This is a genomic window from Pseudomonas sp. Irchel 3H9 (genome assembly GCF_900187495.1).
Lineage (GTDB): Bacteria > Pseudomonadota > Gammaproteobacteria > Pseudomonadales > Pseudomonadaceae > Aquipseudomonas > Aquipseudomonas sivasensis.
Window position 1 is genome coordinate 1,169,468 of the sequence record NZ_FYDK01000001.1, and the last position, 23,184, is coordinate 1,192,651.

At 59.2% G+C, this 23,184-nt stretch carries 19 protein-coding genes, 6 tRNA genes and 1 pseudogene; 18 read left to right on the forward strand and 8 right to left on the reverse strand.

Annotated features, from left to right (window positions below):
• Positions 1-33: 33 nt before the first annotated feature.
• Entirely contained in the window at positions 34-1,041 is a 1,008-nt protein-coding gene (locus CKW32_RS05645; RefSeq protein ID WP_095184270.1) for an NADP-dependent oxidoreductase, read from the reverse strand.
• 228 nt (positions 1,042-1,269) lie between these two features.
• On the opposite strand from CKW32_RS05645, the gene CKW32_RS05650 reads away from it, so the two are divergent.
• From CKW32_RS05650 to CKW32_RS28770, 4 genes and pseudogenes are all read left to right on the forward strand, one after another.
• Positions 1,270-2,031, forward strand: a complete 762-nt coding sequence (locus CKW32_RS05650) for an SDR family oxidoreductase (protein WP_095184271.1) — start codon at positions 1,270-1,272, stop codon at positions 2,029-2,031.
• 202 nt (positions 2,032-2,233) lie between these two features.
• Positions 2,234-3,646 carry a PLP-dependent aminotransferase family protein gene (locus CKW32_RS05655; RefSeq protein ID WP_095184272.1) on the forward strand — a complete coding sequence of 471 codons (1,413 nt, stop codon included), beginning with the start codon at positions 2,234-2,236 and terminating at the stop codon, positions 3,644-3,646.
• A gap of 1,024 nt (positions 3,647-4,670) precedes the next feature.
• Positions 4,671-4,871: pseudogene (locus CKW32_RS28765) on the forward strand (HAMP domain-containing protein); the annotation flags it as partial.
• Between the two features lie 15 nt (positions 4,872-4,886).
• A complete protein-coding gene (locus CKW32_RS28770; protein ID WP_371260739.1) occupies positions 4,887-5,729 on the forward strand; it encodes a methyl-accepting chemotaxis protein in 843 nt (280 codons plus the stop codon).
• A gap of 36 nt (positions 5,730-5,765) precedes the next feature.
• Here CKW32_RS28770 and CKW32_RS05665 read toward each other — a convergent pair whose 3' ends face one another.
• Positions 5,766-6,578, reverse strand: coding sequence for an alpha/beta fold hydrolase (locus tag CKW32_RS05665; protein ID WP_032889223.1), 813 nt, complete (start codon positions 6,576-6,578; stop codon positions 5,766-5,768).
• 99 nt (positions 6,579-6,677) lie between these two features.
• Positions 6,678-7,448 (reverse strand): hypothetical protein, encoded by a 771-nt coding sequence (locus CKW32_RS05670; protein WP_032889225.1) that lies wholly within the window; start codon positions 7,446-7,448, stop codon positions 6,678-6,680.
• A gap of 358 nt (positions 7,449-7,806) precedes the next feature.
• Here CKW32_RS05670 and CKW32_RS05675 point away from each other — a divergent pair.
• The 7 genes from CKW32_RS05675 to gltS all read left to right on the forward strand — a co-directional run bounded on the left by CKW32_RS05675 (position 7,807) and on the right by gltS (position 9,940).
• A tRNA-Glu gene (locus CKW32_RS05675) sits at positions 7,807-7,882 on the forward strand.
• Between the two features lie 3 nt (positions 7,883-7,885).
• Positions 7,886-7,961 (forward strand) — tRNA-Gly (locus CKW32_RS05680).
• A gap of 105 nt (positions 7,962-8,066) precedes the next feature.
• Positions 8,067-8,142: transfer RNA gene (locus tag CKW32_RS05685), tRNA-Glu, on the forward strand.
• 3 nt (positions 8,143-8,145) lie between these two features.
• A tRNA-Gly gene (locus CKW32_RS05690) sits at positions 8,146-8,221 on the forward strand.
• A 103-nt stretch (positions 8,222-8,324) separates the two neighbouring features.
• A tRNA-Glu gene (locus CKW32_RS05695) sits at positions 8,325-8,400 on the forward strand.
• 3 nt (positions 8,401-8,403) lie between these two features.
• Positions 8,404-8,479 (forward strand) — tRNA-Gly (locus tag CKW32_RS05700).
• Between the two features lie 249 nt (positions 8,480-8,728).
• On the forward strand, positions 8,729-9,940 hold the full coding sequence (gene gltS, locus CKW32_RS05705; protein WP_095184274.1) for a sodium/glutamate symporter: 1,212 nt from the start codon (positions 8,729-8,731) through the stop codon (positions 9,938-9,940).
• Between the two features lie 80 nt (positions 9,941-10,020).
• On the opposite strand, the gene CKW32_RS05710 is transcribed toward gltS, so the two are convergent.
• Together CKW32_RS05710 and CKW32_RS05715 are read right to left on the reverse strand one after the other, a co-directional pair.
• The gene (locus CKW32_RS05710; protein ID WP_095184275.1) at positions 10,021-11,760 is read right to left on the reverse strand and encodes a dipeptidase; all 1,740 of its coding nucleotides are present in this window, start codon (positions 11,758-11,760) and stop codon (positions 10,021-10,023) included.
• 215 nt (positions 11,761-11,975) lie between these two features.
• The gene (locus CKW32_RS05715) at positions 11,976-12,602 is read right to left on the reverse strand and encodes a serine-tRNA(Ala) deacylase AlaX (RefSeq protein WP_032889231.1); all 627 of its coding nucleotides are present in this window, start codon (positions 12,600-12,602) and stop codon (positions 11,976-11,978) included.
• Positions 12,603-12,691: 89 nt separating this feature from the next.
• Between CKW32_RS05715 and CKW32_RS05720 the strand changes: the two genes are divergently transcribed.
• Complete coding sequence (locus tag CKW32_RS05720; protein ID WP_032889233.1) at positions 12,692-13,639, forward strand: LysR family transcriptional regulator; 948 nt, start codon at positions 12,692-12,694, stop codon at positions 13,637-13,639.
• Here the strand turns inward: CKW32_RS05720 and CKW32_RS05725 are convergent, their stop codons facing one another.
• Both CKW32_RS05725 and CKW32_RS05730 read right to left on the reverse strand, forming a co-directional pair.
• Positions 13,640-14,047, reverse strand: a complete 408-nt coding sequence (locus CKW32_RS05725) for a PA2817 family protein (RefSeq protein WP_010567536.1) — start codon at positions 14,045-14,047, stop codon at positions 13,640-13,642. It abuts the gene before it with no gap.
• 75 nt (positions 14,048-14,122) lie between these two features.
• Positions 14,123-16,570 (reverse strand): acyl-CoA dehydrogenase, encoded by a 2,448-nt coding sequence (locus tag CKW32_RS05730; protein ID WP_095184276.1) that lies wholly within the window; start codon positions 16,568-16,570, stop codon positions 14,123-14,125.
• Between the two features lie 191 nt (positions 16,571-16,761).
• Here CKW32_RS05730 and CKW32_RS05735 point away from each other — a divergent pair, with 191 nt between their 5' ends.
• The 4 genes from CKW32_RS05735 (at position 16,762) to CKW32_RS05750 (ending at position 19,936) form a co-directional block, all read left to right on the forward strand.
• A complete protein-coding gene (locus tag CKW32_RS05735) occupies positions 16,762-17,421 on the forward strand; it encodes a transglutaminase family protein (RefSeq protein ID WP_095184277.1) in 660 nt (219 codons plus the stop codon).
• A gap of 54 nt (positions 17,422-17,475) precedes the next feature.
• On the forward strand, positions 17,476-18,093 hold the full coding sequence (locus tag CKW32_RS05740) for a glutathione S-transferase family protein (protein ID WP_095184278.1): 618 nt from the start codon (positions 17,476-17,478) through the stop codon (positions 18,091-18,093).
• Between the two features lie 134 nt (positions 18,094-18,227).
• Positions 18,228-19,160 (forward strand): ABC transporter ATP-binding protein, encoded by a 933-nt coding sequence (locus CKW32_RS05745; RefSeq protein WP_095184279.1) that lies wholly within the window; start codon positions 18,228-18,230, stop codon positions 19,158-19,160.
• Positions 19,157-19,936: an ABC transporter permease gene (locus tag CKW32_RS05750; RefSeq protein WP_032889243.1), complete on the forward strand. Its 780-nt coding sequence runs from the start codon at positions 19,157-19,159 to the stop codon at positions 19,934-19,936. The genes CKW32_RS05745 and CKW32_RS05750 overlap by 4 nt, the downstream gene beginning before the upstream one ends.
• A gap of 125 nt (positions 19,937-20,061) precedes the next feature.
• On the opposite strand, the gene CKW32_RS05755 is transcribed toward CKW32_RS05750, so the two are convergent.
• Positions 20,062-20,601 (reverse strand): TetR/AcrR family transcriptional regulator, encoded by a 540-nt coding sequence (locus tag CKW32_RS05755; RefSeq protein WP_095184280.1) that lies wholly within the window; start codon positions 20,599-20,601, stop codon positions 20,062-20,064.
• 91 nt (positions 20,602-20,692) lie between these two features.
• Here CKW32_RS05755 and CKW32_RS05760 point away from each other — a divergent pair, with 91 nt between their 5' ends.
• Positions 20,693-21,892 (forward strand): MFS transporter, encoded by a 1,200-nt coding sequence (locus tag CKW32_RS05760; protein WP_095184281.1) that lies wholly within the window; start codon positions 20,693-20,695, stop codon positions 21,890-21,892.
• 88 nt (positions 21,893-21,980) lie between these two features.
• On the forward strand, positions 21,981-23,129 hold the full coding sequence (locus CKW32_RS05765; protein WP_095184282.1) for a TDT family transporter: 1,149 nt from the start codon (positions 21,981-21,983) through the stop codon (positions 23,127-23,129).
• The last annotated feature ends 55 nt before the right edge of the window (positions 23,130-23,184 follow it).

Consider the following 23,184-nt stretch of genomic DNA (forward strand, 5'->3'; position numbering starts at 1 on the left):
GCGAGCCCCTTCTCACATTTGCTATGCAGTGTGTCAGCTGACCTTAAGCACCAATTTCCCAAAGTTCTCGCCGTTGAATAACTTCATCAACGTCTCCGGGAACGTCTCCAGGCCCTCGACAATATCCTCTTTGCTCTTGAGCTTGCCCTGCGCCATCCAGCCGGCCATTTCCTGCCCGGCGGCGGCAAAATTCGCCGCGTGATCCATCACCACAAAGCCTTCCATCCGCGCGCGATTGACCAGCAGTGACAGGTAGTTGGCCGGGCCTTTCACGGCTTCCTTATTGTTGTATTGGCTGATGGCGCCGCAAATCACCACCCGCGCCTTCAGCGCCAGGCGGCTAAGTACTGCGTCAAGAATGTCGCCGCCGACGTTATCGAAATACACATCCACGCCCTTCGGGCATTCGCGCTTGAGGGCGGCGGGTACGTCTTCGTTCTTGTAGTCGATGGCTGCATCAAAGCCCAATTCGTCTACCAGAAACTTGCACTTGTCAGCGCCACCGGCGATGCCGACCACGCGGCAACCTTTCAGCTTGGCGATCTGCCCGGCAATACTGCCCACGGCGCCGGCTGCACCGGAAATGACCACGGTTTCACCTTCCTTGGGTGCGCCGGTGTCCAGGAGCGCGAAGTAGGCGGTCATGCCGGTCATGCCCAGTGCAGAAAGGTAGCGGGGCAGAGGGGCGAGCTTTGGGTCGACGGTGTAGAAGCCGCGCGGCTCGCCGAGGAAATAATCCTGCACGCCCAAGGCACCATTCACGTAGTCGCCGACCGCGAATTTCGGGTTGTTCGAGGCAATCACCTTGCCCACGCCGAGCGCGCGCATCACCTCGCCGATACCGACGGGCGGAATGTAGGACTTGCCTTCATTCATCCATCCACGCATGGCCGGGTCGAGGGACAAGTATTCATTGCGTACCAGCACTTGCCCGTCCTGGGGTGTGCCCACCGGTACTTCCTGGTACGTGAAGGTTTCCCGCGTCGCCGCGCCGACCGGGCGTTTGGCGAGCAGGAATTGGCGGTTGGTCTGGGCAGTCATGGCAGGGACTCTTAAGAAGTGGAGCATGAGTGATAGACCTTGAGCGGGTTGGGGGCAAGGTCGGCTGAAGGCGCGAATGCTGGTCGATAGGCTGCGTTGATAGTGCGCAGGGTGTACTTATCACTGGTACTCATGCAGCCCTAACCGGGCGTTTGATAGTGCTGACGCGCCAGTGTCAGTGTTGGCTAGACTCGGCCCACGGCTATTTCTCCCATAGGACATTCCCCCATGAGCATGACGTTTTCCGGCCAAGTCGCCCTGGTGACCGGCGCCGCCGCCGGTATTGGCCGCGCCACCGCGCTGGCGTTCGCCGCCGAAGGTTTGAAGGTCGTGGTTGCCGACCTGGATGTGGAGGGCGGCGAGGGCACTGTCGCGCTGATCCATCAGGCCGGTGGCGAGGCGTTGTTTGTGCGCTGCAACGTCACACAGGAGGCGGATGTGCAGCAACTGATGGCGCAGACCATCAGCGCTTATGGCCGCTTGGACTACGCCTTTAATAACGCCGGCATCGAGATCGAGAAGGGCAAGCTGGCGGACGGCAGCCTGGATGAGTTTGACGCCATCATGGGCGTCAATGTCAAAGGCGTGTGGCTGTGCATGAAGTACCAATTGCCACTGTTGCTGGCCCAAGGTGGCGGGGCCATTGTCAACACCGCGTCGGTCGCGGGCCTGGGGGCGGCGCCGAAGATGAGCATCTACGCGGCCTCCAAGCATGCAGTGATCGGCCTGACCAAATCGGCGGCCATTGAGTACGCCAAGAAGAAAATTCGCGTTAACGCCGTTTGCCCGGCGGTGATCGACACCGACATGTTCCGCCGTGCCTATGAGGCCGACCCCCGCAAGGCTGAATTCGCCGCCGCCATGCACCCGGTTGGGCGTATCGGCAAAGTAGAAGAAATCGCCAGCGCCGTGCTTTACCTATGCAGCGATGGCGCCGCATTCACCACCGGGCACGCCTTGGCGGTGGACGGTGGCGCGACGGCGATCTAGGACCTCGCGTCGCCCTCTATTCGAAAACGTCTTGGGGGGATGTGGGGCTTTTCCAGAGCTGGCAAAACGCCGCGACCGAATATGTGTCATTAGGTAAATAATTCAATTAAATCAATACTTTAATAAATTTGTGCGACCGGCAGTCAACGGCTTCTGTGCTTAACTCTTCGGGTTGATAACAGACAGTTGAAGTGAGTGGCTCATGGATTTAAGGATTGATCGACAAGCCCTTGTACCGGTGGTGCAGCAAATTGTCAGTGCAGTGGCGCAATGGATTCGCAAGGACGAGGTAAGCCCCGGCACACGCTTGCCCTCCATCCGCCAACTGGCTCGGGATAATCTGCTCAGCCAATCCAGCGTGATCGAAGCATTCGAACGGATGGTCGCCCAGGGAGTGCTGGCCCCCCGGCAAGGCTCGGGATTTGTAGTGGCCCAGCCAGCCGTCTCCCACGAAGGCAATTGGTATGAGGGGGCGGAGCGCGAATGGGGGGCCTTTGCCGATAATCCGCTGGGCGAGTTGAAACTGGGCTGCGGCTGGTTGCCAGACGCCTGGCGCGAAAGCGATGACATCAGTTACGCAATCCGTGAAGTTACCCGCACCGACACTGCAGCACTGTTCAACTACAGCACGCCCTTAGGTTTACCCGCGTTGCGCGAGCAACTGGCCAAGCGCCTGACTCAGATTCATATCCCCTCCAGCGTGGACTGCATCCTCACTACCGCGGGCGCTGGCCATGCCCAGGACCTGCTGATACGCACGCTGCTCAAGGCCGGCGATTGCGTGGTGGTCGAAACCCCGGGGTACGGCAACCTCTATCAACAATTGGCGTTCCAGGGTGTGCAACTGCTGGAGGTGCCGCGTACCCGAGGCGGCCCCGACCTCCTGGCCCTGGAAGCGTTACTACAAGACCATCGGCCAAAATGCCTGTTCATCCACAGCCTTTATCACAACCCCACCGGGACGAGTCTGTGCCGCGAGGTGGCCGAGCGTTTGCTGGAACTGGCGCACCGCGAAAACTTCCTGATCATTGAAGAAGACGTCTACGGCGATCTGCAACATGCCAGTTGCATACGGCTCGCGGCATTGCCCCATGATGACCGGGTGATCTATGTCGCGAGTTTCTCCAAGACCCTGAGCAGTGCGTTGCGCGTGGGGTATCTCACTGCCAGTTCGGCGATCATCACGCAACTGGCCAGCCTCAAGACCTTGACCGGATTCGGCACCTCGCGGTTTGCCGAGGCGGTGGTTGCTACGCTATTGGCCAATGGCACCTATCGCAAATGGGTACAGCGCCTGCGCAAGCGACTGGGCACTGAAATGAGAGCCACCCTGCAAGTGCTGGAAGATGAGGAGTGGGAGGTGTTCGCGGTGCCTTCCGGAGGCATGTTCCTGTGGGCGCGGCCGGGGGAGGCGCAACCTTCGCTGCTGCAGAGGTGTGCCCGACGTCTGGGAGTGTTGTTGTCTCCCGGGGCGTTGTTCAGCCCAACGGCGGAGCCCTGTGAGTGGCTGCGCATCAATGTGGCCTATGCAACTGATCCACGGGCTTTGGCATTGTTCCGTGCCATGGGGCCTACCAGATCGACCTCGACCATTCTGAAAACGACGAGCGTGTAGCTTTTTGCCATTATTGTGGCGCCAACGTCTTGTGCTTAGTGCCTTGTGGTTGCGAATCTCGCTGGATGTCAATCGGGCTTGATGGCATCTGCCATTGCAAGAGGATTCAAGTGCAATGATTTCAGGCGTGCAACGACGTTTCGCCAACCTCGGTATGGCGAAAAAACTGGGTTTGGGCTTCATGCTGGTGCTGCTGCTGACGGCTTTGGTAGCAGCTATCGGCGTGTGGTCCCTGCAGACCGTTGGCCAGCGTTTCGAGGGGCTCAAGGCCATGTCTTCGCTCAACAGCGGCTTGCTCAAGGTGCGCCTGATCGAGCAGGACTACGCGCTGCACGCCGACCCCAAGGCTGTCGACGCCCTGCATGAAAGCGTCGACGCCTTGGCGGCCCAGGCCGCCGCCCTCAAGGCACAGTCTGCGGCGAATGTGCCGGTGATGACTGACGTCGAGCAGGCCCTGGTCGCCTACCGCCAGGCGTTCGATGAGTTTGTCGAGCTGACCCAGACCAAGGATCTGGCGCTGGAAATGGCCACTTGGTCAGTGTCCAGCGTGGCGAACAACCTGGACGTGTTGCAGGCCGGCCTGGCGGACGACGGGGCTTATGGCCTCAAGGAAAGCCAGGGCAAGGAGGGCGCCGAGTTTATCGAGCAGGCTGGTCAGGTCAGTCAGGTGTCGCGCTTGATGTTGCAGGCCATGAACGAAGCCCACGTACGCTTGGACCAGAGCCGCAAAGTGGATGCTGAGGATGCCGAGCAAGGCAAGATCGAGCAGGCTGACCAGGCTCTTGCTCAAGTCGAGCAACTGAAAACGTCGGTCAAGGACTCCGGTTATCAGACGGTGCTCAATGAAGTCTCAGGGCACATTGCCGCGTTCAGCGAGAAGCTGGGTGAATACACCGGCCTGTTGGCCCAGGAAAAAGTGGTCTACAAACAACTGCATGACCGGGCGGCTCTGGTGGTCAGCCGGGTCAACCAGGCCTATGACGCCGAAGACCTATCGATGCAGGCACAACTGAAAAAAAACGCGATGTTGATCATCGTCTCGTCGGCCCTGGCTTTGCTGGTGGGGCTGATTGCAGCGTGGGTGATTACCCGTTTGATCGTCGCGCCGCTGCGCAGTGTGATCGCGGTGGCGCAGCAGATTGCCGCCGGGGATTTGAGCGGGCGTATGGAGGTCAGTCGTCGTGATGAAATCGGCCAGTTGATGCAGGCGATGCAACAGATGGGCAACGGCCTGAGCCAGATGGTCAGCGGCCTGCAGGCCGGTATCGAGCAATTGGCTAGCTCGGCGCAGTCGCTCTCTAGCGTGACCGAGCAAACCAATGTCGAGGTCAGCAGCCAGAAGGAGGAAACCGAGCAGGTGGCCACTGCTATGAACCAGATGACCGCCACGGTGCACGATGTGGCGCGCAACGCTGAAGAGGCCGCGCAAGCCGCGCAGACCGCGGATGACAAGGTCGACAGCGGTCAGCAAGTGGTGCGCCAGAGTTTGCAGCGCATCGAGTTGCTGGCCACTTCCAGTAACAATGCCAGTGCGAGCATCGAGAGCCTCAGTGCCGAAATCCAGAACATTGGCACTGTGTTGGGCGTGATCAAAAGCGTGGCGGAGCAGACCAACTTGCTGGCCCTGAACGCGGCCATCGAGGCTGCCCGTGCGGGTGAGCAGGGCCGTGGCTTTGCGGTAGTGGCCGATGAAGTGCGGGCGCTGGCCAAGCGTACCCAGCAATCGACCGAAGAAATCGAGCGGTTGGTCAGCACCTTGCGCAGCGCGGCGCAATCATCGGTGCAGCAGATCCAGCAAAGCGGTGAGCTGGTCAAGCTGGCGGTCAGCGATGCGCTGGAAACCGAGAGCGCCCTGGGCAGCATCGCAGTGGCGGTGTCGTTGATCCAGCAGATGAACCAGCAGATCGCCGCTGCCGCTGAGGAACAAAGCTCGGTGGCTGAAGAGATCAACCGTAGCGTCACCAGTATTCGTGCGAGTGCCGATCAATCGGCGTTGAGCATGCAGGGCAATGCGGCGTCGAGTATCCAGCTGGCGCAGTTGGGGGCGGAGCTCAAGGGGATGGTGGGGCATTTTCGCCTTTGATCGCAGCACCGAGGCTGCGATCAAAGGGGAGGGCGATCAAGCGTGGTTTGCGAGAAAGGTCAGCAGCGCTTCGTTGACGAAGTCCGGGTTCTCCCGGCTGGAGATATGCCCTGCGTCTGGAATCAACGTCAGTGCGCAGCCAATCAGTTCGGCCATTTCCTTGGATTCGACGGGTGGACGAGGTTTGTCCTGCTCGCCGCACATCACCAAAGTGGTATCGGCGTCCAGGCGCGGTAGTTGCTCCAGCACGTCGTCGCGGCTGAAGATCAACTGGCCCAAGGGCACGACGCTCTGCAGCAGGCGTTCTCGGGAAAAGGCCCGCAGTGACGTGCGAAAGTCCTGGTACAGCGCTGATTCGCGGTCGATGTCCGGGCGGAAGAAGATCGGTGCGATCACATCCAGCAACGGCTCGGGAATGGCGCCGGCGTCTTCAATCATCTTGAACAGCGAGAAGTAATACTGGCGCGTGGCCTCGGGCTCGGCGCCGAGGTAGGTGTCCATCAGTATTAGGCTGTTGATGCGTTCTGGGGCCTGCAACGCCAGGCGCGCGCCCCACATACCGCCGACCGAGAGGCCCACCAGGTTGATCTGCGTGATAGCCAAGTGATCCAGCAGTGCCAAGGTCTGGCGTGCGAGGTCGTCGAGGGAGCGCGTTTGCGTGGGCAGTTGGCCCGATTCACCGTGGCCCCATAGCTCGGGCACGATCACACGGTACTGTTGCGACAGGGCGTCGATCTGCGGTGCCCACATGTCGCGGTTCCACAGGTAGCTGGAGCCCAGCAGCACGGCCGGGCCGGTGCCTTGGTCGAGGTAGTGCAGGGGTTGTCCATCAATGACGGCGATAGGCATAGCAGGCCTCTGACTTCACGGAGTGAGGCGCACTTTTTTACGCTAGTCGGGGGGCGGAGGATAGGTGCCAGGATGATGGCACCTATTATTTTGCGAGGATCAATCGTAGATGACTTTCTTCTTCCACTCGGCGTCGGCGTCGACTTCTTTCATGCCTTGGGTCAGTTCGTTGACCTCTTCTGCGGCCTGTTTGCTGTTAGCCAGCACGGTGGAGTTGGCGCGGGCCAGTTGGCCTTCCAGCAATTGCAGCTGGGCGCTGTAGAGTACCGGCTCCGGCTGTTTGCGCAGGTACTGCACACCACGCTCGAAGGCCAGGCGTGCCTGGCCCGGTTGGCCCTGCTGCAGCGCGTGCTGGCCGAGGTTATTGAAGAACTCGATGTGCAGCAGCACCAGGATATGGCGGATTTCTTTGATCCAATGCTTGGCTTCGTTGGAGGGTAGGAAACCGTCCTGGGCTGCGCGCGTGACCTGGCCGTGCAGGGCTTCCAGCAGGAAGCGCACGTCCTTGGCCTTGGCTTCGGTCTGGATCGGTGCCGGGGGGTTGTTGACCGGGATGGATTCGCCCTGGGCTACCAGTGTGTTCAGCTCAGTGATGCGCGCTTTAATAGGAGCACTGGTCTTGTTGAGGTTCAACAGGCGCTGGTTCACGTTGAGTTCCAGGCGGGTCAACAACAGTTTGAGCGCCGGGGTCATCAGTTGGCCTGGGAATGTTTCGGTGATCTCACCGCAACGGCGCAGGCGATCGTTAAGCTCGATCTGGACGCGCTGCTTTTCCAGCTTGTTGTTTTCCACCACGTGGTTCATATAGCCAATGGCGATCAGTATTACGATCCCGGCTATTACCAGCAGGGTGATCATGAGTGGTGTCACCGGTGTGACCTCTTTATAGGGTTTGCAATGGAGTGTAGTGACTGGGCCGGCTATCGGATAGGGCTGATCGACCAGCTGCCCGGGTAGTTTCTTCTATATAGACAAGCGCTCCCTGCGTAGATGCACATTGCCATTATTTGCCAGGGCGAACTATAACGTCTTGTCGGGTGCCAGAATATAGGCGTCAAGGTGCGGACGGGCAGAATGCTCGCAACGGCTGGTAAACGCGGGCGAAGTCATTGATTTTAATAAATTTATCCTTGGGGGTTGACGATCCCCCAATCCATCCATAGAATGCGCGCCACTTAAAGCGTAAAGCACACAGCGAAACGCGTTGAGTAGTGAATGTTGTACGTGTGTCCCCTTCGTCTAGTGGCCTAGGACACCGCCCTTTCACGGCGGTAACAGGGGTTCGAGTCCCCTAGGGGACGCCATATGCGGGAATAGCTCAGTTGGTAGAGCACGACCTTGCCAAGGTCGGGGTCGCGAGTTCGAGTCTCGTTTCCCGCTCCAATTTACAAACAGTGTGGCTTTCGGGCGGCACTGAGTGAAACCAGGACCCAATCTTCGGATGAGGCCTCTGGGCACTGAAATACACACCATGTGTTTCAGTAGCGTGTCCCCTTCGTCTAGTGGCCTAGGACACCGCCCTTTCACGGCGGTAACAGGGGTTCGAGTCCCCTAGGGGACGCCATATGCGGGAATAGCTCAGTTGGTAGAGCACGACCTTGCCAAGGTCGGGGTCGCGAGTTCGAGTCTCGTTTCCCGCTCCATTTTAAGCGGTGTTGCTTTCGGGCGGCGCTGAGTGAAACCAGGACCAAGTCTTCGGATGAGGCCTCTGGGCACTGAAATACACACCATGTGTTTCAGTAGCGTGTCCCCTTCGTCTAGTGGCCTAGGACACCGCCCTTTCACGGCGGTAACAGGGGTTCGAGTCCCCTAGGGGACGCCATTTGCGGGAATAGCTCAGTTGGTAGAGCACGACCTTGCCAAGGTCGGGGTCGCGAGTTCGAGTCTCGTTTCCCGCTCCATATTCAAGAAAAAAGCCACTCAAGCGAGTGGCTTTTTTTTGCCTGCGATTTACGTAAAGGGGCTTCGGTCTCTTTTTTCATTCTTACAGGTTCCAGATGTGCTTTTCCTGGTAAAGCCATCTGCTGCGCCGCTGATGTGGTGGGTCTTGTAGGAATAGTCTGTACTTTCCGTGAGGTTGATGCGAATTGGTCCCGCTGTCTCTACTCTGGCGTGCCTATTTTCCTTGTTCACCTCAGAGAGCTGCCCGGATGTTACAGCTGGACTTCTATTCAACCCTGGTCGCCGCGTCCCTTGTGCTTTTGCTTGGCCGCTGGCTGGTTGCCCGCATAGGCTTTTTACGCGCCTACAATATTCCCGCGCCGGTAGCCGGCGGCCTGGTGGTCGCTTTAGTGCTTTTGGCGTTGCGGGGGCTGGCCGATATTGAGGTGCGCTTCGACCCTTCGTTGCAAACCCCGTTGATGCTGGCATTTTTCGCCACTATTGGACTGAACGCGGATTTCGCCAGTTTGAAGAAAGGCGGCCGAATCCTGGCGATCTTTCTGTTGGTCGTGACCACACTGCTGGTGGTGCAAAACGCCATGGGCATCGCATTGGCCAAGGCCTTGGGACTCGACCCGTTGATGGGCTTGCTTGCCGGCTCGGTGACGCTGTCAGGCGGACACGGTACGGGTGCCGCCTGGGGGACTGTGTTCAGCGAGAAGTATGGCGTGGCCTCCGCGTCAGAATTGGCGATCGCCTCCGCAACCTTCGGCTTGGTCCTCGGGGGCTTGATTGGAGGTCCGGTTGCCCGCTTGCTGATCAAGCGGGTCCAGGTGCCTGGTATCGAGCAGGTGCAGCCACGCCTGCCCAAGGGCTTCGAGCAACCGAACAGGGAGCGTTTGATTACCCCGTTCTCATTCATCGAAACCCTCGCGTTGCTTGCGATCAGCCTCCAGGTCGGCACCTACCTCAACGGCTTCCTTCAAGGCACAGCACTGGAGTTGCCCACTTTCGTCTGTGTGCTGTTTGTCGGCGTCGTGCTGCGTAACGGCTTGTCGGCGCTGGGCTGGCATCAGGTGTTCGAGCGCGAGGTATCGGTGCTGGGCAATGTCAGTCTGTCGTTGTTCTTGGCTATTGCCTTGATGTCGCTCAAGCTGTGGGACCTGGCAGCACTTGCCTTGCCGATTGTCATCCTGCTGGCCGCGCAGGCGTTGCTGATGGCGCTGTTTGCGATTTTCATCACGTTCCGGGTCATGGGCAGCAATTACGATGCGGCAGTGCTGGCCGCAGGGCACTGCGGGTTCGGGCTCGGTGCCACGCCGACGGCGATTGCCAACATGCAGGCGGTGACGCAACGCTTCGGGCCGTCACAGATTGCGTTTCTGGTGGTGCCGATGGTGGGCGCATTCTTTATCGATATCACCAATGCGGTGGTGATCAAGTTGTATCTGGCGCTGCCGTTCCTGGGCGCGGCGGGTTGACGCGTTAACCCCTGCGCCGCACACAAAAACGCCGATCAGCAATGATCGGCGTTTGTTGTTGGGGAGCGCTTCAATCGCAATCAGAGCTTGGGCAGCTGTCCGATACGCCCCATCATTTCGGTGACGATCTGCAGATCCAGCAAGAACTGGTCGACCGTCTTGAACTCATTGTCGGTATGCCCGGTGTACTTCACTTCCGGTCGCGCCAGGCCAAATTGCACACCGTTGGGCAACTCGTGCACGGAGGTCGCTCCAGCCGAGGTGCCGAACTTGTGTTCCATGCCCAGGTTTTCGCTGGCTACCGCGAGCAAGGCCTTCACCCATTCACCTTCCGGGTTGCGGAACATCGGCTCGGCCACCGAGTAGGTGAAGTCTACGTTGACCTTGGTTTTCTTGTCCCAGGCGCTCAACTTGTCGGCGATCTCGGCCTTGAGCTGCTCCGGGGATTTACCCTTCGGCACCCGGAGGTTGACTGCCAGCTTGAAAGCCTTTTCATCCAGCCCGACAAAGGTCGGTGAGGTGGTCAGCGGGCCCATGAAATCATCCGCAAAACCCACGCCCAATTTGCCACCCAAGTAATCCAGGCCCCAATTGTCGGACGCATACCGCGCAGCGTCGGTGATGTGGTTGTGCTTGAGAGCGATCTTGCCGTCGACGCTGTGAATCAGCTCCAGCATGCGCGCCACCGGGTTGATGCCGGACTCCGGCTCGGAGGAGTGCGCCGACACGCCGGTGACAGTCAGCTTGACGTCCTTGCCGTTGACCTTGGCGCTCACCTCAAAATCGCCACCGTTGCGCTTGACGTATTCCGTGCCGGCCTTTTGGAGGCTGGCTGCTAATTCCTTAGGGTTGTCGCTGATAAACGTGGCCACCGACGCCGATGGAATCTGGTTGGTGGCCATGCCGCCGGTCATTGCGATGATTTCTGCGCCTTTGCCTTCCCCTTTGCGGCGGGGGAAGGTGGCCATGACGGTGCCATAACCTTTTTCGGCAATCACCACCGGATAGCCGCCATCCAGCGCAAGGTTGTATTGCGGTGTCGGGTTGCGTTCGAAGTAGTAAGGGATCGCGTCTCCGGAGGTCTCCTCGGTGGTATCCACCAGCAGTTTGAAATTGCGCGCCAGCGGCAGCTTTTCTTCCTTGATCACTTTCATGGCATACATAGCCACCACGATGCCGTTTTTATCATCCTCGGTACCACGGCCATACATGCGGTCGCCGATCAGCGTGACCTTGAACGGATCAAGCTTGGTGCCGTCTTTCAGTACCCAGTTTTCCGGGGTTACCGGCACCACGTCGGCGTGGGCGTGGATGCCCACCACTTCGTCGCCGCTGCCTGCCAGGGAAATTTCGTACACGCGGTTGTCGACGTTACGGAAGTTCAGGTCAAAGGTCTTGGCCAGGGCCTGTAGCTTGTCGGCAATCCGGGTGAATTCTGGATTCTTGTATTGCGGAACACCGTCTACGTTGAAGGTTGGGATTTCCACCAGTTCGCGCAGAGTTTCTAGGGCGGCTTTTCCGTATTTAACTCGGGTGTAAATACCCAGCAAGCGATGGATCTCGTTCTGCTGGTCGGCGGTCAGGGTCTGGTTGTCGAGGAAGACGCTGATTGCAGGGCCTACATCCGCCGTTTTGCCCAGGTCTCCCTTGGCTAGTGTGCTGAGGAAACCACGAAAGTCGGTGACCGAAGTTTCGTTGAAGCTCTTCAGAATTGCCGTGCTTTGCTGCGGGGTGATATTGGCAAAGGCGGGAGTGCTCATCACCGAAAGGCTCGCCGCGAACAGGGTCGCAGCCGCCAAATGTTTGAGAGGGAAGTGCATGGCTAAAGGCATTCCTTTGCAAAGGGAAAGTAGGAGATTTCTGATCAATGTGTCAGAAACATTTCCACACACTAACACTGCAAAGGTGTGCCGGGGAGGCCGTAAGAAGGCTTATCTAAAAACTCGATAGCCCCCTTGAATGCTTATTTCGCAACGTCGTGACCTGCGTTTTAGAGGCCGCGCAGCTCATTGTGCTCGGCGAGAGCGATTGCGGTTCAGTCAAGGCTGTAACGTACCGACAGCGCGCCCTTTTTTTCCGACAAGGCAAGGATCGTCACCTCACCCAGCTCGCCCAGTGTTTGCACATGGGTGCCACCGCATGCGTACGTGGGCAACTCGCCGAAACCTACTTCGCGGATGCCTTCGTCCAGGGTCATATGGCGTGGGTAGTCTGCGGCGATCCATTGGTTGATCTGCTGCTGGAGGGTTTCGGCGTCGATGGCTTGCGCGGTTTCGCCACGGATAAAGGTGATCTTGCCTTCGCCCGGCCAGTGGTGGGCCTTGATTGGCATCCAGCCCAGGGTTTCGCCGGCGTTGCCGATCAAATGCCCGGCGGAATGCAGGCGCGTGTGCAGGGCGCGGCGTGGTTCATCGACCCGCGCATTGATGGCGCCCAGTGGCACAGGTTGGTTGAGATAGTGCACCACGCGATCAACCTCCTGAGTGACGCGCAGTACCCGGGCTTCACCCAGCCAACCGGTGTCGGACGGCTGGCCGCCGCCTTGGGGATGAAAAATCGTCGACTGCAAAATGACCGCAAACTGGTCCTCAAAGGGCGTGCAACCCAGCACTTCAAGCTCTGCGGTGAGGTGGTCATGGGTGAAAAACAGGCGCTCGGTCATTTTCTACATCCGCATCAGGGTTCTGCGGGCAGTATAAATGCTGCCGGATTAGGTGATAATCCGCTCAATTATCAATGGACCTGTGCGTCATGAGCATCAATCTTCCGTTACCGCTGCTGGGTGAAATGGCGATTTTCGTCAAGGTGGTAGAGACCGGCAGCTTCTCCGAAGCGGCACGGCAACTCAGTGTCTCGCCGTCGGCGGTGAGTCGCAGTATTTCGCGCCTGGAAAAAGCCCTGGCTACCCGGTTACTGCAACGTACCACGCGAAAACTGCGCCTGAGCGACGGGGGTGAAGAGGTATTCAAGCGCTGCCAGGAGATGGTCAGCGCTGCGCGCTCGGTGATGGAAATCAGCGGTCAATTCACCCATGAGGCTGAGGGCCTGGTGCGTGTCAGTGTGCCCAAGGCGGTCGGGCGGTTTGTGGTGCATCCGCATATGCCCGAGTTCCTGCGGCGATATCCCAAGGTGGATGTGCAATTGATACTGGAAGACCGGCAGGTGGACATGATCGATGACAATGTTGATCTGAGCATTCGCATCACCGACAGCCCGCCGCCGGGCCTGGTGGGGCGCCAGCTATTGCCGATTGAACATTTGCTTTGCGCTACGCCGCAGTATTTGGCCGAGCACGGTACACCGGAGCATCCCCACGACTTGTTGGAGCACAGCTGTATCTACCTTGGCGAAACCCCGGGCGACTCGCGCTGGAAGTTTCGCCAGGGAGGTAGGGCGGTGACCGTCAGCGTGCGTGGGCGTTATGCCGCTAACCACACCGGCGTGCGGCTGGATGCGGTGCTGCAGCATGTGGGGATTGGCAGCTTGCCGTACTTTACAGCGCGTCATGCATTGGAGGAGGGGCGGTTGGTGCAGGTGCTGCCGGGGTGGGATTTTATTGCGTCCTACCATGGCGAGGCGTGGTTGCTGCATTCGCCCACGCGCTACCTGCCGCCTAAGCTGCGGGTGTTCATTGATTATTTGGTGGAGTGTATGGCGAAGGAGCCGACGTTGCGTCGGCCCTCTGGTGTGGTTGGCTGATCAGTGCTTGCTCTGATCCTGGGGCATGGCCAGCAACTGTTTTTCCTGGTTCCAGTCGAACGGTTCGTCGTTCTGTTCGGCCTCAAAGCGACGTTCTTCCAAGGCTTGGTAAAGGTCCAGTTCTTCGTCGGGCATGAAGTGCAGGCAGTCGCCGCCGAAAAACCACAGCAGATCGCGTGGTACGAGGTGGGCAATTTGCGGGTAGCGCAGGATGACCTGGCTCATCAAGTCCTGCCCCAGATACTGGCTTTCGATCGGGTCGATGGGCAGCAGCGCGCGCAATTCGTCGAAGCGCTCCAGGAACAGGGTGTGGCTTTCCTCGGGCACCTGTTCGGCTTCGCCGACGGCAACCAGGATGCTGCGCAGGTGGTCGAGCAAGACGAGATGATCGGCAACGACGTTGGACACGAGATAAGTCCTCTAAAGCAAAAACGGGCGCGAGAGTATATAGCCCTCGCGCCCGTATTTATATGACCGCTCGACTCAGCGGACTTTACCCTCAGCCTGGGTCAACTCTTCCTTACTGAAATCATCCACGTCGATCACCTTGCGTCGTGCTGCCTCGGCGTCACGCAGAGTCTGTGCTTCGGCCGGTTGCAGCACCCCGGCGTGCAGTGCTGCGTCAATGGCATGCTCGCCGGCGCTCGGTTTGACCTGACCGCTTTTGAGCGCAGTGTGGAGTTTTTTCTGCAGCGGATGGCTGGCACCCAGCAGGTCGTAGGCATGTTGCAGGGCGCCTACCGGATCGTCCGCCGATTGCGGGCGATAGCAGCCGGCCAGCAATTCTTCCAGGGTTGGATCGCCTTTGGCGCGGCCTATCACTGCGGCCACTTCGGCATCCAGTGCATCGGACGGCCCCGTGTGGCGACGGCCGAACGGGAATACGATCACCCGCAAGAGGCATCCGAGCACCTTGTTTGGGAAGTTGCTCAGCAACTCATCCAGCGCGCGTTCCGACTCGCCGAGGCTTTCTTCCATGGCCCAGGCGAACAGCGGTTCCAGGTGGTCCGGTGAATCCAGGTCGTGATAACGCTTGAGCGCCGCCGAGGCCAGGTACATATGGCTCAGTACATCCCCCAGGCGTGCCGACAGGCGTTCGCGGCGTTTCAATTCGCCACCCAGCAGCATCATGCTCAAGTCCGCTAGCAGGGCGAACGCCGCAGCTTGGCGGTTCAGCGAACGGAAATAACCCTGGCTCAAGCGGTTGCCCGGCGCTTTCTCAAAGCGGCCAATACCGAGGTTCAGTACCAGTGTGCTGGCGGCGTTGCTCACGGCAAAACCGATATGCTGCATCAGCAGGCCGTCGAATTCCTTTAACGCCTGGTCGTGATCTTCGCGGCCGGCCAGGGCCATTTCCTTGAGTACGAACGGATGGCAGCGGATGGCGCCCTGGCCAAAGATCATCAGGTTGCGCGAGAGGATGTTCGCGCCTTCCACGGTGATGAAGATCGGCGCGCCTTGCCAGCTACGGCCCAGGTAATTGTTCGGGCCCATGATGATGCCCTTGCCGCCGTGCACATCCATGGCATGGCTGATGCACTCGCGGCCCCGTTCGGTCAGGTGGTACTTGAGAATCGCCGACAGCACCGAAGGCTTTTCCCCAAGGTCGACGGCATTGGCGGTGAGCATGCGCGCGCTGTCCATCAGCCAGGCGTTGCCGCCGATGCGAGCCAGGGCTTCCTGGATACCTTCGAAGGCCGACAGCGGTACGTTGAACTGCTCGCGCACCTGGGCGTATTGGCCGGTCACCAGACTGGTGAACTTGGCAGCGCCGGTGCCGACTGCTGGCAGGGAAATCGAACGGCCCACCGACAGACAGTTCATCAGCATCATCCAGCCCTTGCCGAGCATTTCCTGGCCGCCGATGAGGAATTCCAGGGGGATAAACACATCTTTGCCAGAGTTGGGGCCGTTCATAAACGCGGCGCCCAGGGGCAGGTGACGACGGCCGATTTCCACGCCAGGAGTGTCGGTGGGAATCAACGCCAGGCTGATGCCCAAGTCTTCCTCTTCGCCCAGCAAGTGGTCCGGGTCATGGGCCTTGAAGGCCAGCCCGAGCAAGGTCGCGACCGGCCCAAGGGTGATGTAGCGTTTTTCCCAGTTCAGGCGAAGACCGAGGGTTTCCTTGCCTTCCCATTCACCTTTGCAGATCACGCCCGTGTCGGGCATGGCGCCCGCATCGGACCCTGCCAGTGGGCCGGTGAGGGCGAAGCATGGAATGTCATCGCCACGAGCCAGGCGCGGCAGGTAGTGGTTGCGTTGTTCGTCGGTACCGTAGTGCAGCAGCAGCTCGGCCGGGCCGAGGGAGTTGGGCACCATCACGGTTGAGGCGAGGTCGCCGCTGCGGGTGGCAAGCTTCATTGCGACCTGGGAGTGGGCGTAGGCGGAGAAGCCTTTGCCGCCATATTCCTTGGGAATGATCAGGGCGAAGAAACCGTGGGTCTTGATGTGCTCCCAGGCGGCTGGAGGCAGGTCCATGGCCTGACCGATTTCCCAGTCGCTGACCATGGCACAGAGTTCTTCGGTTGGGCCGTCGATAAAGGCCTGTTCCTCTTCGGTCAGTTCGACCTTTGGGTAGGCAAGCAACTTGTCCCAATCGGGGCGACCGCTGAACAGCTCGCCGTCCCACCACACGGTGCCCGCGTCGATGGCATCGCGCTCGGTTTCGGACATGGGCGGCAGGACTTTCTGGAACCAACTGAACAGCGGCTTAGTGAAGTATTGGCGACGCAGGTCGGGCAGCAGCAACGGCGCTGCGACGGCGGCGATCAGCACCCAGAAGATCAGCAGCAGCCAGCCCGGTGCATGGCTCCAAGCGCCCATCGCCAGCATGTAGACGGCGACCACGCCCAAGGCGGGCAGGGGCGCGGTGCGGCGGTGTGCCAGGTAGGCAATGCCGACCACCAGAACCAGTATCCACAACAACAGCATATTCAATCCTCCGTGAAACCAGGGGCGAAACCACCAAGGAGCTTAGTCGGCATCCGAGAAAGCGCGGCAGTCAGGGTGTAACGAGTTGTACGCAAAGCACCGATCTACAGGCGCCGACATTTGGCCGAATCGTCGTTATCTCTATGGCAGACCTGTCGTTAAACTCCAGGCTTCCTTCGGAGATAGCACTCATGGAAACGTACCTGAGTCCCAGCCGCTTCATCGATAGTGACCACCCTGCGGTGGTGGAGTTCGCCGAAAAACATCGCGGAACCCGCGCGGATTTAACTGACCAGGCAGTCAGTCTCTATTACGCCGTGCGTGACGCGGTGCTCTACAACCCCTACACGTTCAGCCGCGACCCAGACACCTTGAATGCCAGCTACGCCCTGGCCACCCGTGAGAGCTACTGCGTGCCCAAGGCCACGTTGCTCGCTGCCTGCGCGCGCCACTGTGGTATCCCGGCGCGCATAGGCCTGGCGGATGTGCGCAATCACCTGTCGACGCCGCGTCTGCTCGCGTTGCTCAAGAGTGATGTGTTCGCCATGCACGGTTACACCGAGCTGCACCTAAACGGTGGCTGGGTCAAAGCCACGCCGGCGTTCAATCAGCAATTGTGCGCGGTGTTTGATGTGCCGCCGCTGGAATTTGATGGGCTCAACGACAGTGTGTTTCACGCGTTCAATCGTCAGGGCCAACGCTCGATGGAGTACGTGGTGGACCATGGGCAATTTGCTGATGTACCCGAGCATTTGTTCTTCACCCATATTCAGAAATGCTACCCGCACCTGTTTGCCGCAGACATGCCAAACCTGTTGGGTGATATGCAGAGCGATTTAAGCCGCGGGTGAACCGGCGTATGCTGCTGCGTCCATAGCCATGTTCATCAACAATAAGGCGCGGTCATGCTGAAGATCTGGGGTCGTAAAAATTCATCAAATGTCAGGAAAGCACTATGGTGCGCCGAGGAGCTCGGCCTGGACTATGAAGCAATTGATGCGGGCGGGGCTTTTGGTGTGGTCGACACCCCGCAATATCGGACACTGAACCCCAATGGGCGGGTGCCGATGATTCAGGACGGTGACTTTGTGTTGTGGGAATCCAACACCATCGTGCGTTATTTATGCGCGAAGCATGCGTCGGAATTTTACCCGAGCGACCCGCAAGCCCGAGCAAGCGCAGAGAAGTGGATGGACTGGACAACCTCCACCCTGGCTGAGCCCTTCAAAGCGGTGTTCTGGGGTGTCCTGCGTACTCCGGCGGAAAAACAGAACTGGGACAGTATCAACGCCGGGCGCCAGGCGTGTATCGATGCGCTCAAAACAGTCGATCAAGCCCTCGCCGAGCAGCCTTACTTGTCCGGCAACGCGTTCGGCATAGGCGATATCCCCTTGGGATGCTTTGCATATGCCTGGTTCGAGATGCCCATCGAACGCCCCGCAATGCCCCATCTGGAAGCCTGGTACCAGCGTCTGCAACAGCGTCCGGCCTATCGCAAAGCGGTCATGACCGCGTTGACTTAATACTGACTATTAATACAGGTGACTGTACTTGTGCGGCGCAGCCAAGCACCATGCTTGTCATGCGCCGCCGTTGAACTACGTGCGCTGCGCGCTCATCTACTCTTTCTATTCCCTTCTTTGGTGCGTATTCCGATATGAGTTCCGCTCTGTCCATCCGGCAGCTAACCAAAACCTACGGCAACGGTTTCCAGGCCCTGAGTGGTATCGATCTGGACGTTGCCGAAGGTGATTTCTTCGCCTTGCTCGGCCCCAACGGTGCCGGCAAATCCACCACCATCGGCATCCTCTCCACCCTGGTCAACAAAACCAGCGGCACGGTGAATATCTTCGGCCATGACCTGGACAAATCCCCGGCGGCGCTCAAGCGTTCCATCGGCGTGGTGCCCCAGGAATTCAACTTCAACCAGTTTGAAAAAACCTTCGACATCGTCGTGACCCAAGCCGGTTACTACGGCATCCCGGCGAAAGTTGCCAAGGAACGCGCCGAGCAGTACCTGACCCAGTTGGGCCTTTGGGACAAGCGCGACGTGCCGTCCCGTTCATTGTCCGGCGGCATGAAACGTCGCCTGATGATTGCTCGCGCCCTGGTGCATGAGCCGCGGCTGCTGATCCTCGATGAACCCACCGCCGGCGTGGACATTGAGCTGCGTCGCTCGATGTGGACCTTCCTCACCGAGCTGAACGAGAAGGGCATCACCATCATCCTCACCACCCATTACCTGGAAGAGGCTGAACAGTTGTGCCGCAACATCGGCATCATCGACCACGGCACCATCGTCGAGAACACCAGCATGCGTAACCTGCTGGGCCAGTTGCATGTGGAGACTTTCCTGCTCGACCTGAAGAACAATCTGTCGGCGCCGCCGCAATTGCTTGGCTACCCAAGCCGCCTGGTGGACAGCCACACCCTGGAAGTCCAAGTGGATAAAGCCATGGGCATCACCGCGCTGTTTACGCAGCTGGCGACCCAGAACATCGAAGTGCTGAGCCTGCGTAACAAAACCAATCGCCTTGAGGAGTTGTTCGTGTCCCTGGTGGAGAAAAATCTGACGAAGGTGGCGGTATGAGTTCCGAACTGCAACCCAACCTCGTCGCACTGCAAACCATCGTTTACCGCGAAGTGAAGCGCTTTACCCGAATCTGGCCGCAGACCTTGCTGCCGCCGGCGATCACCATGGTTCTGTACTTCGTGATCTTCGGTAACCTGATCGGCCGGCAGATCGGTGATATGGGTGGCTTCACTTACATGGAGTACATCGTGCCGGGCCTGATCATGATGTCGGTGATCACCAACTCCTACGGCAACGTGGTCTCAAGCTTTTTCGGCAGCAAGTTCCAGCGCTCCATCGAAGAACTGATGGTCTCGCCGGTGTCGCCGCACACTATCCTGCTTGGCTACACCGCTGGCGGTGTGTTGCGTGGCTTGATGGTCGGGGTGATCGTGACGCTGCTGTCGCTGTTCTTCACCCACCTGCAAGTGCATCACCTCGGGGTCACCATTCTGGTGGTCGTGCTGACGGCGACGATTTTCTCGCTGCTGGGTTTCATCAACGCCGTATTCGCACGCAACTTCGATGATATTTCGATCATCCCGACCTTTGTGCTGACGCCGCTGACTTACCTGGGCGGGGTGTTTTACTCCATCACTTTGCTGCCGCCGTTCTGGCAGACGGTGTCGCTGGCCAACCCGGTGCTGCATATGGTCAACGCGTTCCGTTACGGCATCCTGGGTGTGTCGGATATCAAGATCAGTGTGGCGATCACTTTCATGATCGTGGCGACGGTGGTGTTGTATATCGGTTGCGCGAAGTTGCTGGTGAGCGGGCGTGGGATGCGTACCTGAGTACTGACCCGAACGCGTAAAAAATGTGGGAGGGGGCTTGCTCCCGATTGCGCTATGTCAGTCAGCTTATCTGTAGCTGACACATCGCAATCGGGAGCAAGCCCCCTCTCACATTTGGTTTTGTGTCAGGCCTTCAGTGCCAGTTCGATCAGCGCGTGCAGTTCTTCAACTTTCAGTGGCTCGGTTGAGAACAGAATACGAAACACCGTCGGCGCCGCCAGCAAGTTGATCAAGCGGTCGACGCTGGGCGGGTTGTCATCTGGATAGCGATCAACAATCGCCTGAAGCTGCCCACTCAAGATGCTCACGCAATACCCGGGTGTCAGGCTGCATTGCACGTCGCGCATCATGTTTCGCCCCGGTTCTGAACTCATCTCATCCAGATATTGCTCGGCCCAGGCTTGCAGATCACCGCGCAGGGTCCCGGTGTTGGCCGGCTCGCTATCAGGCCGCATGCGCGCCAGCGCCACATCGGCCAGAAGCATGGAAAGGTCGCCCCAGCGCCGGTAGATGGTCGAGGGCGTGACGCCTGCGCGGGTGGCAATCATCGGCACGGTGACACTGGAGCGCTCCTGGGTTTTCAGCAGCTCACGCACGGCCGAATGAACGGATTCTTGTACCCGGGCACTACGCCCCCCCGGGCGGAGGCCTTCTTTAATCGCCATGTTTATGACCTTAACACAAAGAATTTGCTTTAAGCGTTGGTCAGTAGCACACTCCGCAAAAGCAAAATATTAGCTTTAGTGGAGCGTGCCTATGTCCAGCCGTATTTCTCATCGTTCGAGCCTGGTGTTCCTGGCGATCACGTTGCTGACGTTTCTCGCGGCTTCCAGCGCGCCGACACCGTTGTATCACCTGTATCAGGAGGGGCTGCATTTTTCGGCAGGCATGCTCACGTTGATCTTTGGCGTTTACGCCTTGAGCCTCTTGGCGGCGCTGTTGACCGTGGGCTCGCTGTCGGACCACCTGGGACGCAAGCCAGTGATTTTTGCTGCGTTGGTCCTGAATATGCTGGCGATGCTGCTGTTCATCAATGAGGGCAGCGTGGCCTGGCTGATTGCCGCGCGTACCGTGCAAGGGTTTGCCACCGGGATGGCCACGGCGGTGCTGGGCGCGGCATTGCTCGACACCGACCGTCAACAGGGCCCGCTGGTCAACAGTGTGGCGCCTCTGCTGGGTATGGCGTGCGGGGCGATGGGCAGCAGTTTGCTGGTGGAGTTCGCGCCGCTGCCGACGCAGTTGATCTACTGGACGCTGCTGGCGCTGATGCTGGTGCAGGCGCTTTATGTATGGCGCCTGCCGGAAACCGTTGATCGCATTCCCGGTGCAGTGGCATCGCTGCGCCCAACGCTGCATGTGCCGCCCCAGGCGCGTCGAGCGTTGTGGCTTTCGCTGCCGGTGGACGTGGCGGTGTGGGCAATGGGGGGCTTTTACTTGTCCCTGGCGCCGTCGCTGGTGCGGGCGGCGACAGGCTCTACGTCGAACCTTATCGGTGGTGGCTTGGTGGCGGTGCTGACATTGAGCGGGGCGCTGGTGATCTTCACCCTGCGCAATCGACCGGCCAGTAAGGTACTGCGCCTGGGCGCTGCGCTGTTGGCTGTGGGGGTGGCGCTGATCCTCACGGCAGTGCACAGCGCCAGCCTGCCGCTGTTTTTTATCGCCACGTTGATCGCCGGTGGCGGCTTCGGCGCCGGCTTTCTCGGCGCATTGCGCAGTGTGGTGCCGCTGGCCTTGCCCCATGAACGCGCAGGCTTGATGTCGGCATTCTATGTGCTGAGTTATTTGGCGTTTTGTTTGCCTTCGCTGCTGGCGGGCAACCTGATTCGCAGCTTTGGCCTGATCGCCACCACCGACGGTTACGGCGCAGTCCTCATTCTGCTGGCCCTCGGGGCGTTGGTCGCTTTGCTGCTGCAGGATTCGGCAAAGTCCAAGGCGGCCTGCATATCTGAAAAGTAGATAACAGTTAGAGATATTACCCGTTATATAGATATTCGATCAGGTTCTATGATGGTCTCAACCTCATGCGAGGAAGAGGATTTTCATCATGACCTGCTCGAATACCATCAGCTACAAGCCTTTCAGTCACCTGGCCCGCCCTCGGGAAGTGATCCGCCAGTTCACGCCCAATTGGTTCGCCGCGACCATGGGCACCGGCGTACTGGCGCTGGCCCTGGCGCAGTTGCCGGTAAATATGCCCGGTTTGCATGCCATTGCCGAAGGGCTGTGGTGGTTCACCATCGGCCTGTTCATCCTGTTCAGTGGCTTGTATGCCGCGCGTTGGTTGATGTTTTTCCACGAGGCGCGGCGGATCTTCGGGCACTCCACTGTCTCGATGTTCTTCGGCACCATTCCCATGGGCCTGGCGACCATTCTCAATGGCTTGCTGCTGTTTGGTCTGCCGCGTTGGGGTGGCGATGTGATCCCGCTGGCCGAATCCCTGTGGTGGCTGGATGTGGCGATGGCACTGGCCTGCGGTGTGCTCATCCCCTTCATGATGTTCACCCGTCAAGAACACAGCATCGACCAAATGACCGCCGTGTGGCTGTTGCCGGTGGTCGCCGCCGAAGTCGCTGCAGCCAGCGGTGGCCTGCTCGCACCGCACCTGGCGGACGCTCACTCGCAACTGATAATGCTGGTGACCAGCTACGTGTTGTGGGCGTTTTCCCTGCCGGTGGCGTTCAGCATTTTGACCATCCTGATGTTGCGCATGGCCCTGCATAAACTGCCTCACGCCAACATGGCTGCGTCGAGCTGGCTGGCGCTCGGCCCCATTGGCACTGGTGCCCTTGGCATGTTGCTACTGGGCGGCGATGCGCCAGCGATCTTTGCCGCCAATGGCTTGCCTGGCGTGGGTGAAATGGCCAATGGTCTCGGCCTGGTTGCTGGTATCACCCTGTGGGGCTTCGGCTTGTGGTGGATGCTCATCGCTGTACTGATAACCCTGCGTTACCTGCGCGCTGGCATTCCCTTCAATCTGGGCTGGTGGGGCTTTACCTTCCCGCTGGGCGTGTACGCCCTGGCCACGTTAAAGCTGGCGAGTCTGTTGCAACTGGGGTTCTTCGGTGTATTTGGTTGCGTGTTGGTGATGGCATTGACGCTGATGTGGTTGATCGTGGCCAAGCGCACCGTACAGGGCGCTTATAAAGGAGAGCTTTTTGTTTCGCCATGCATTGCAGGCCTAGCGAATAAGTAAGCGGGATTAGGTAAAGTCTTGGCCTGACAACCTATAAGCCTTCAGGCCACGCAGG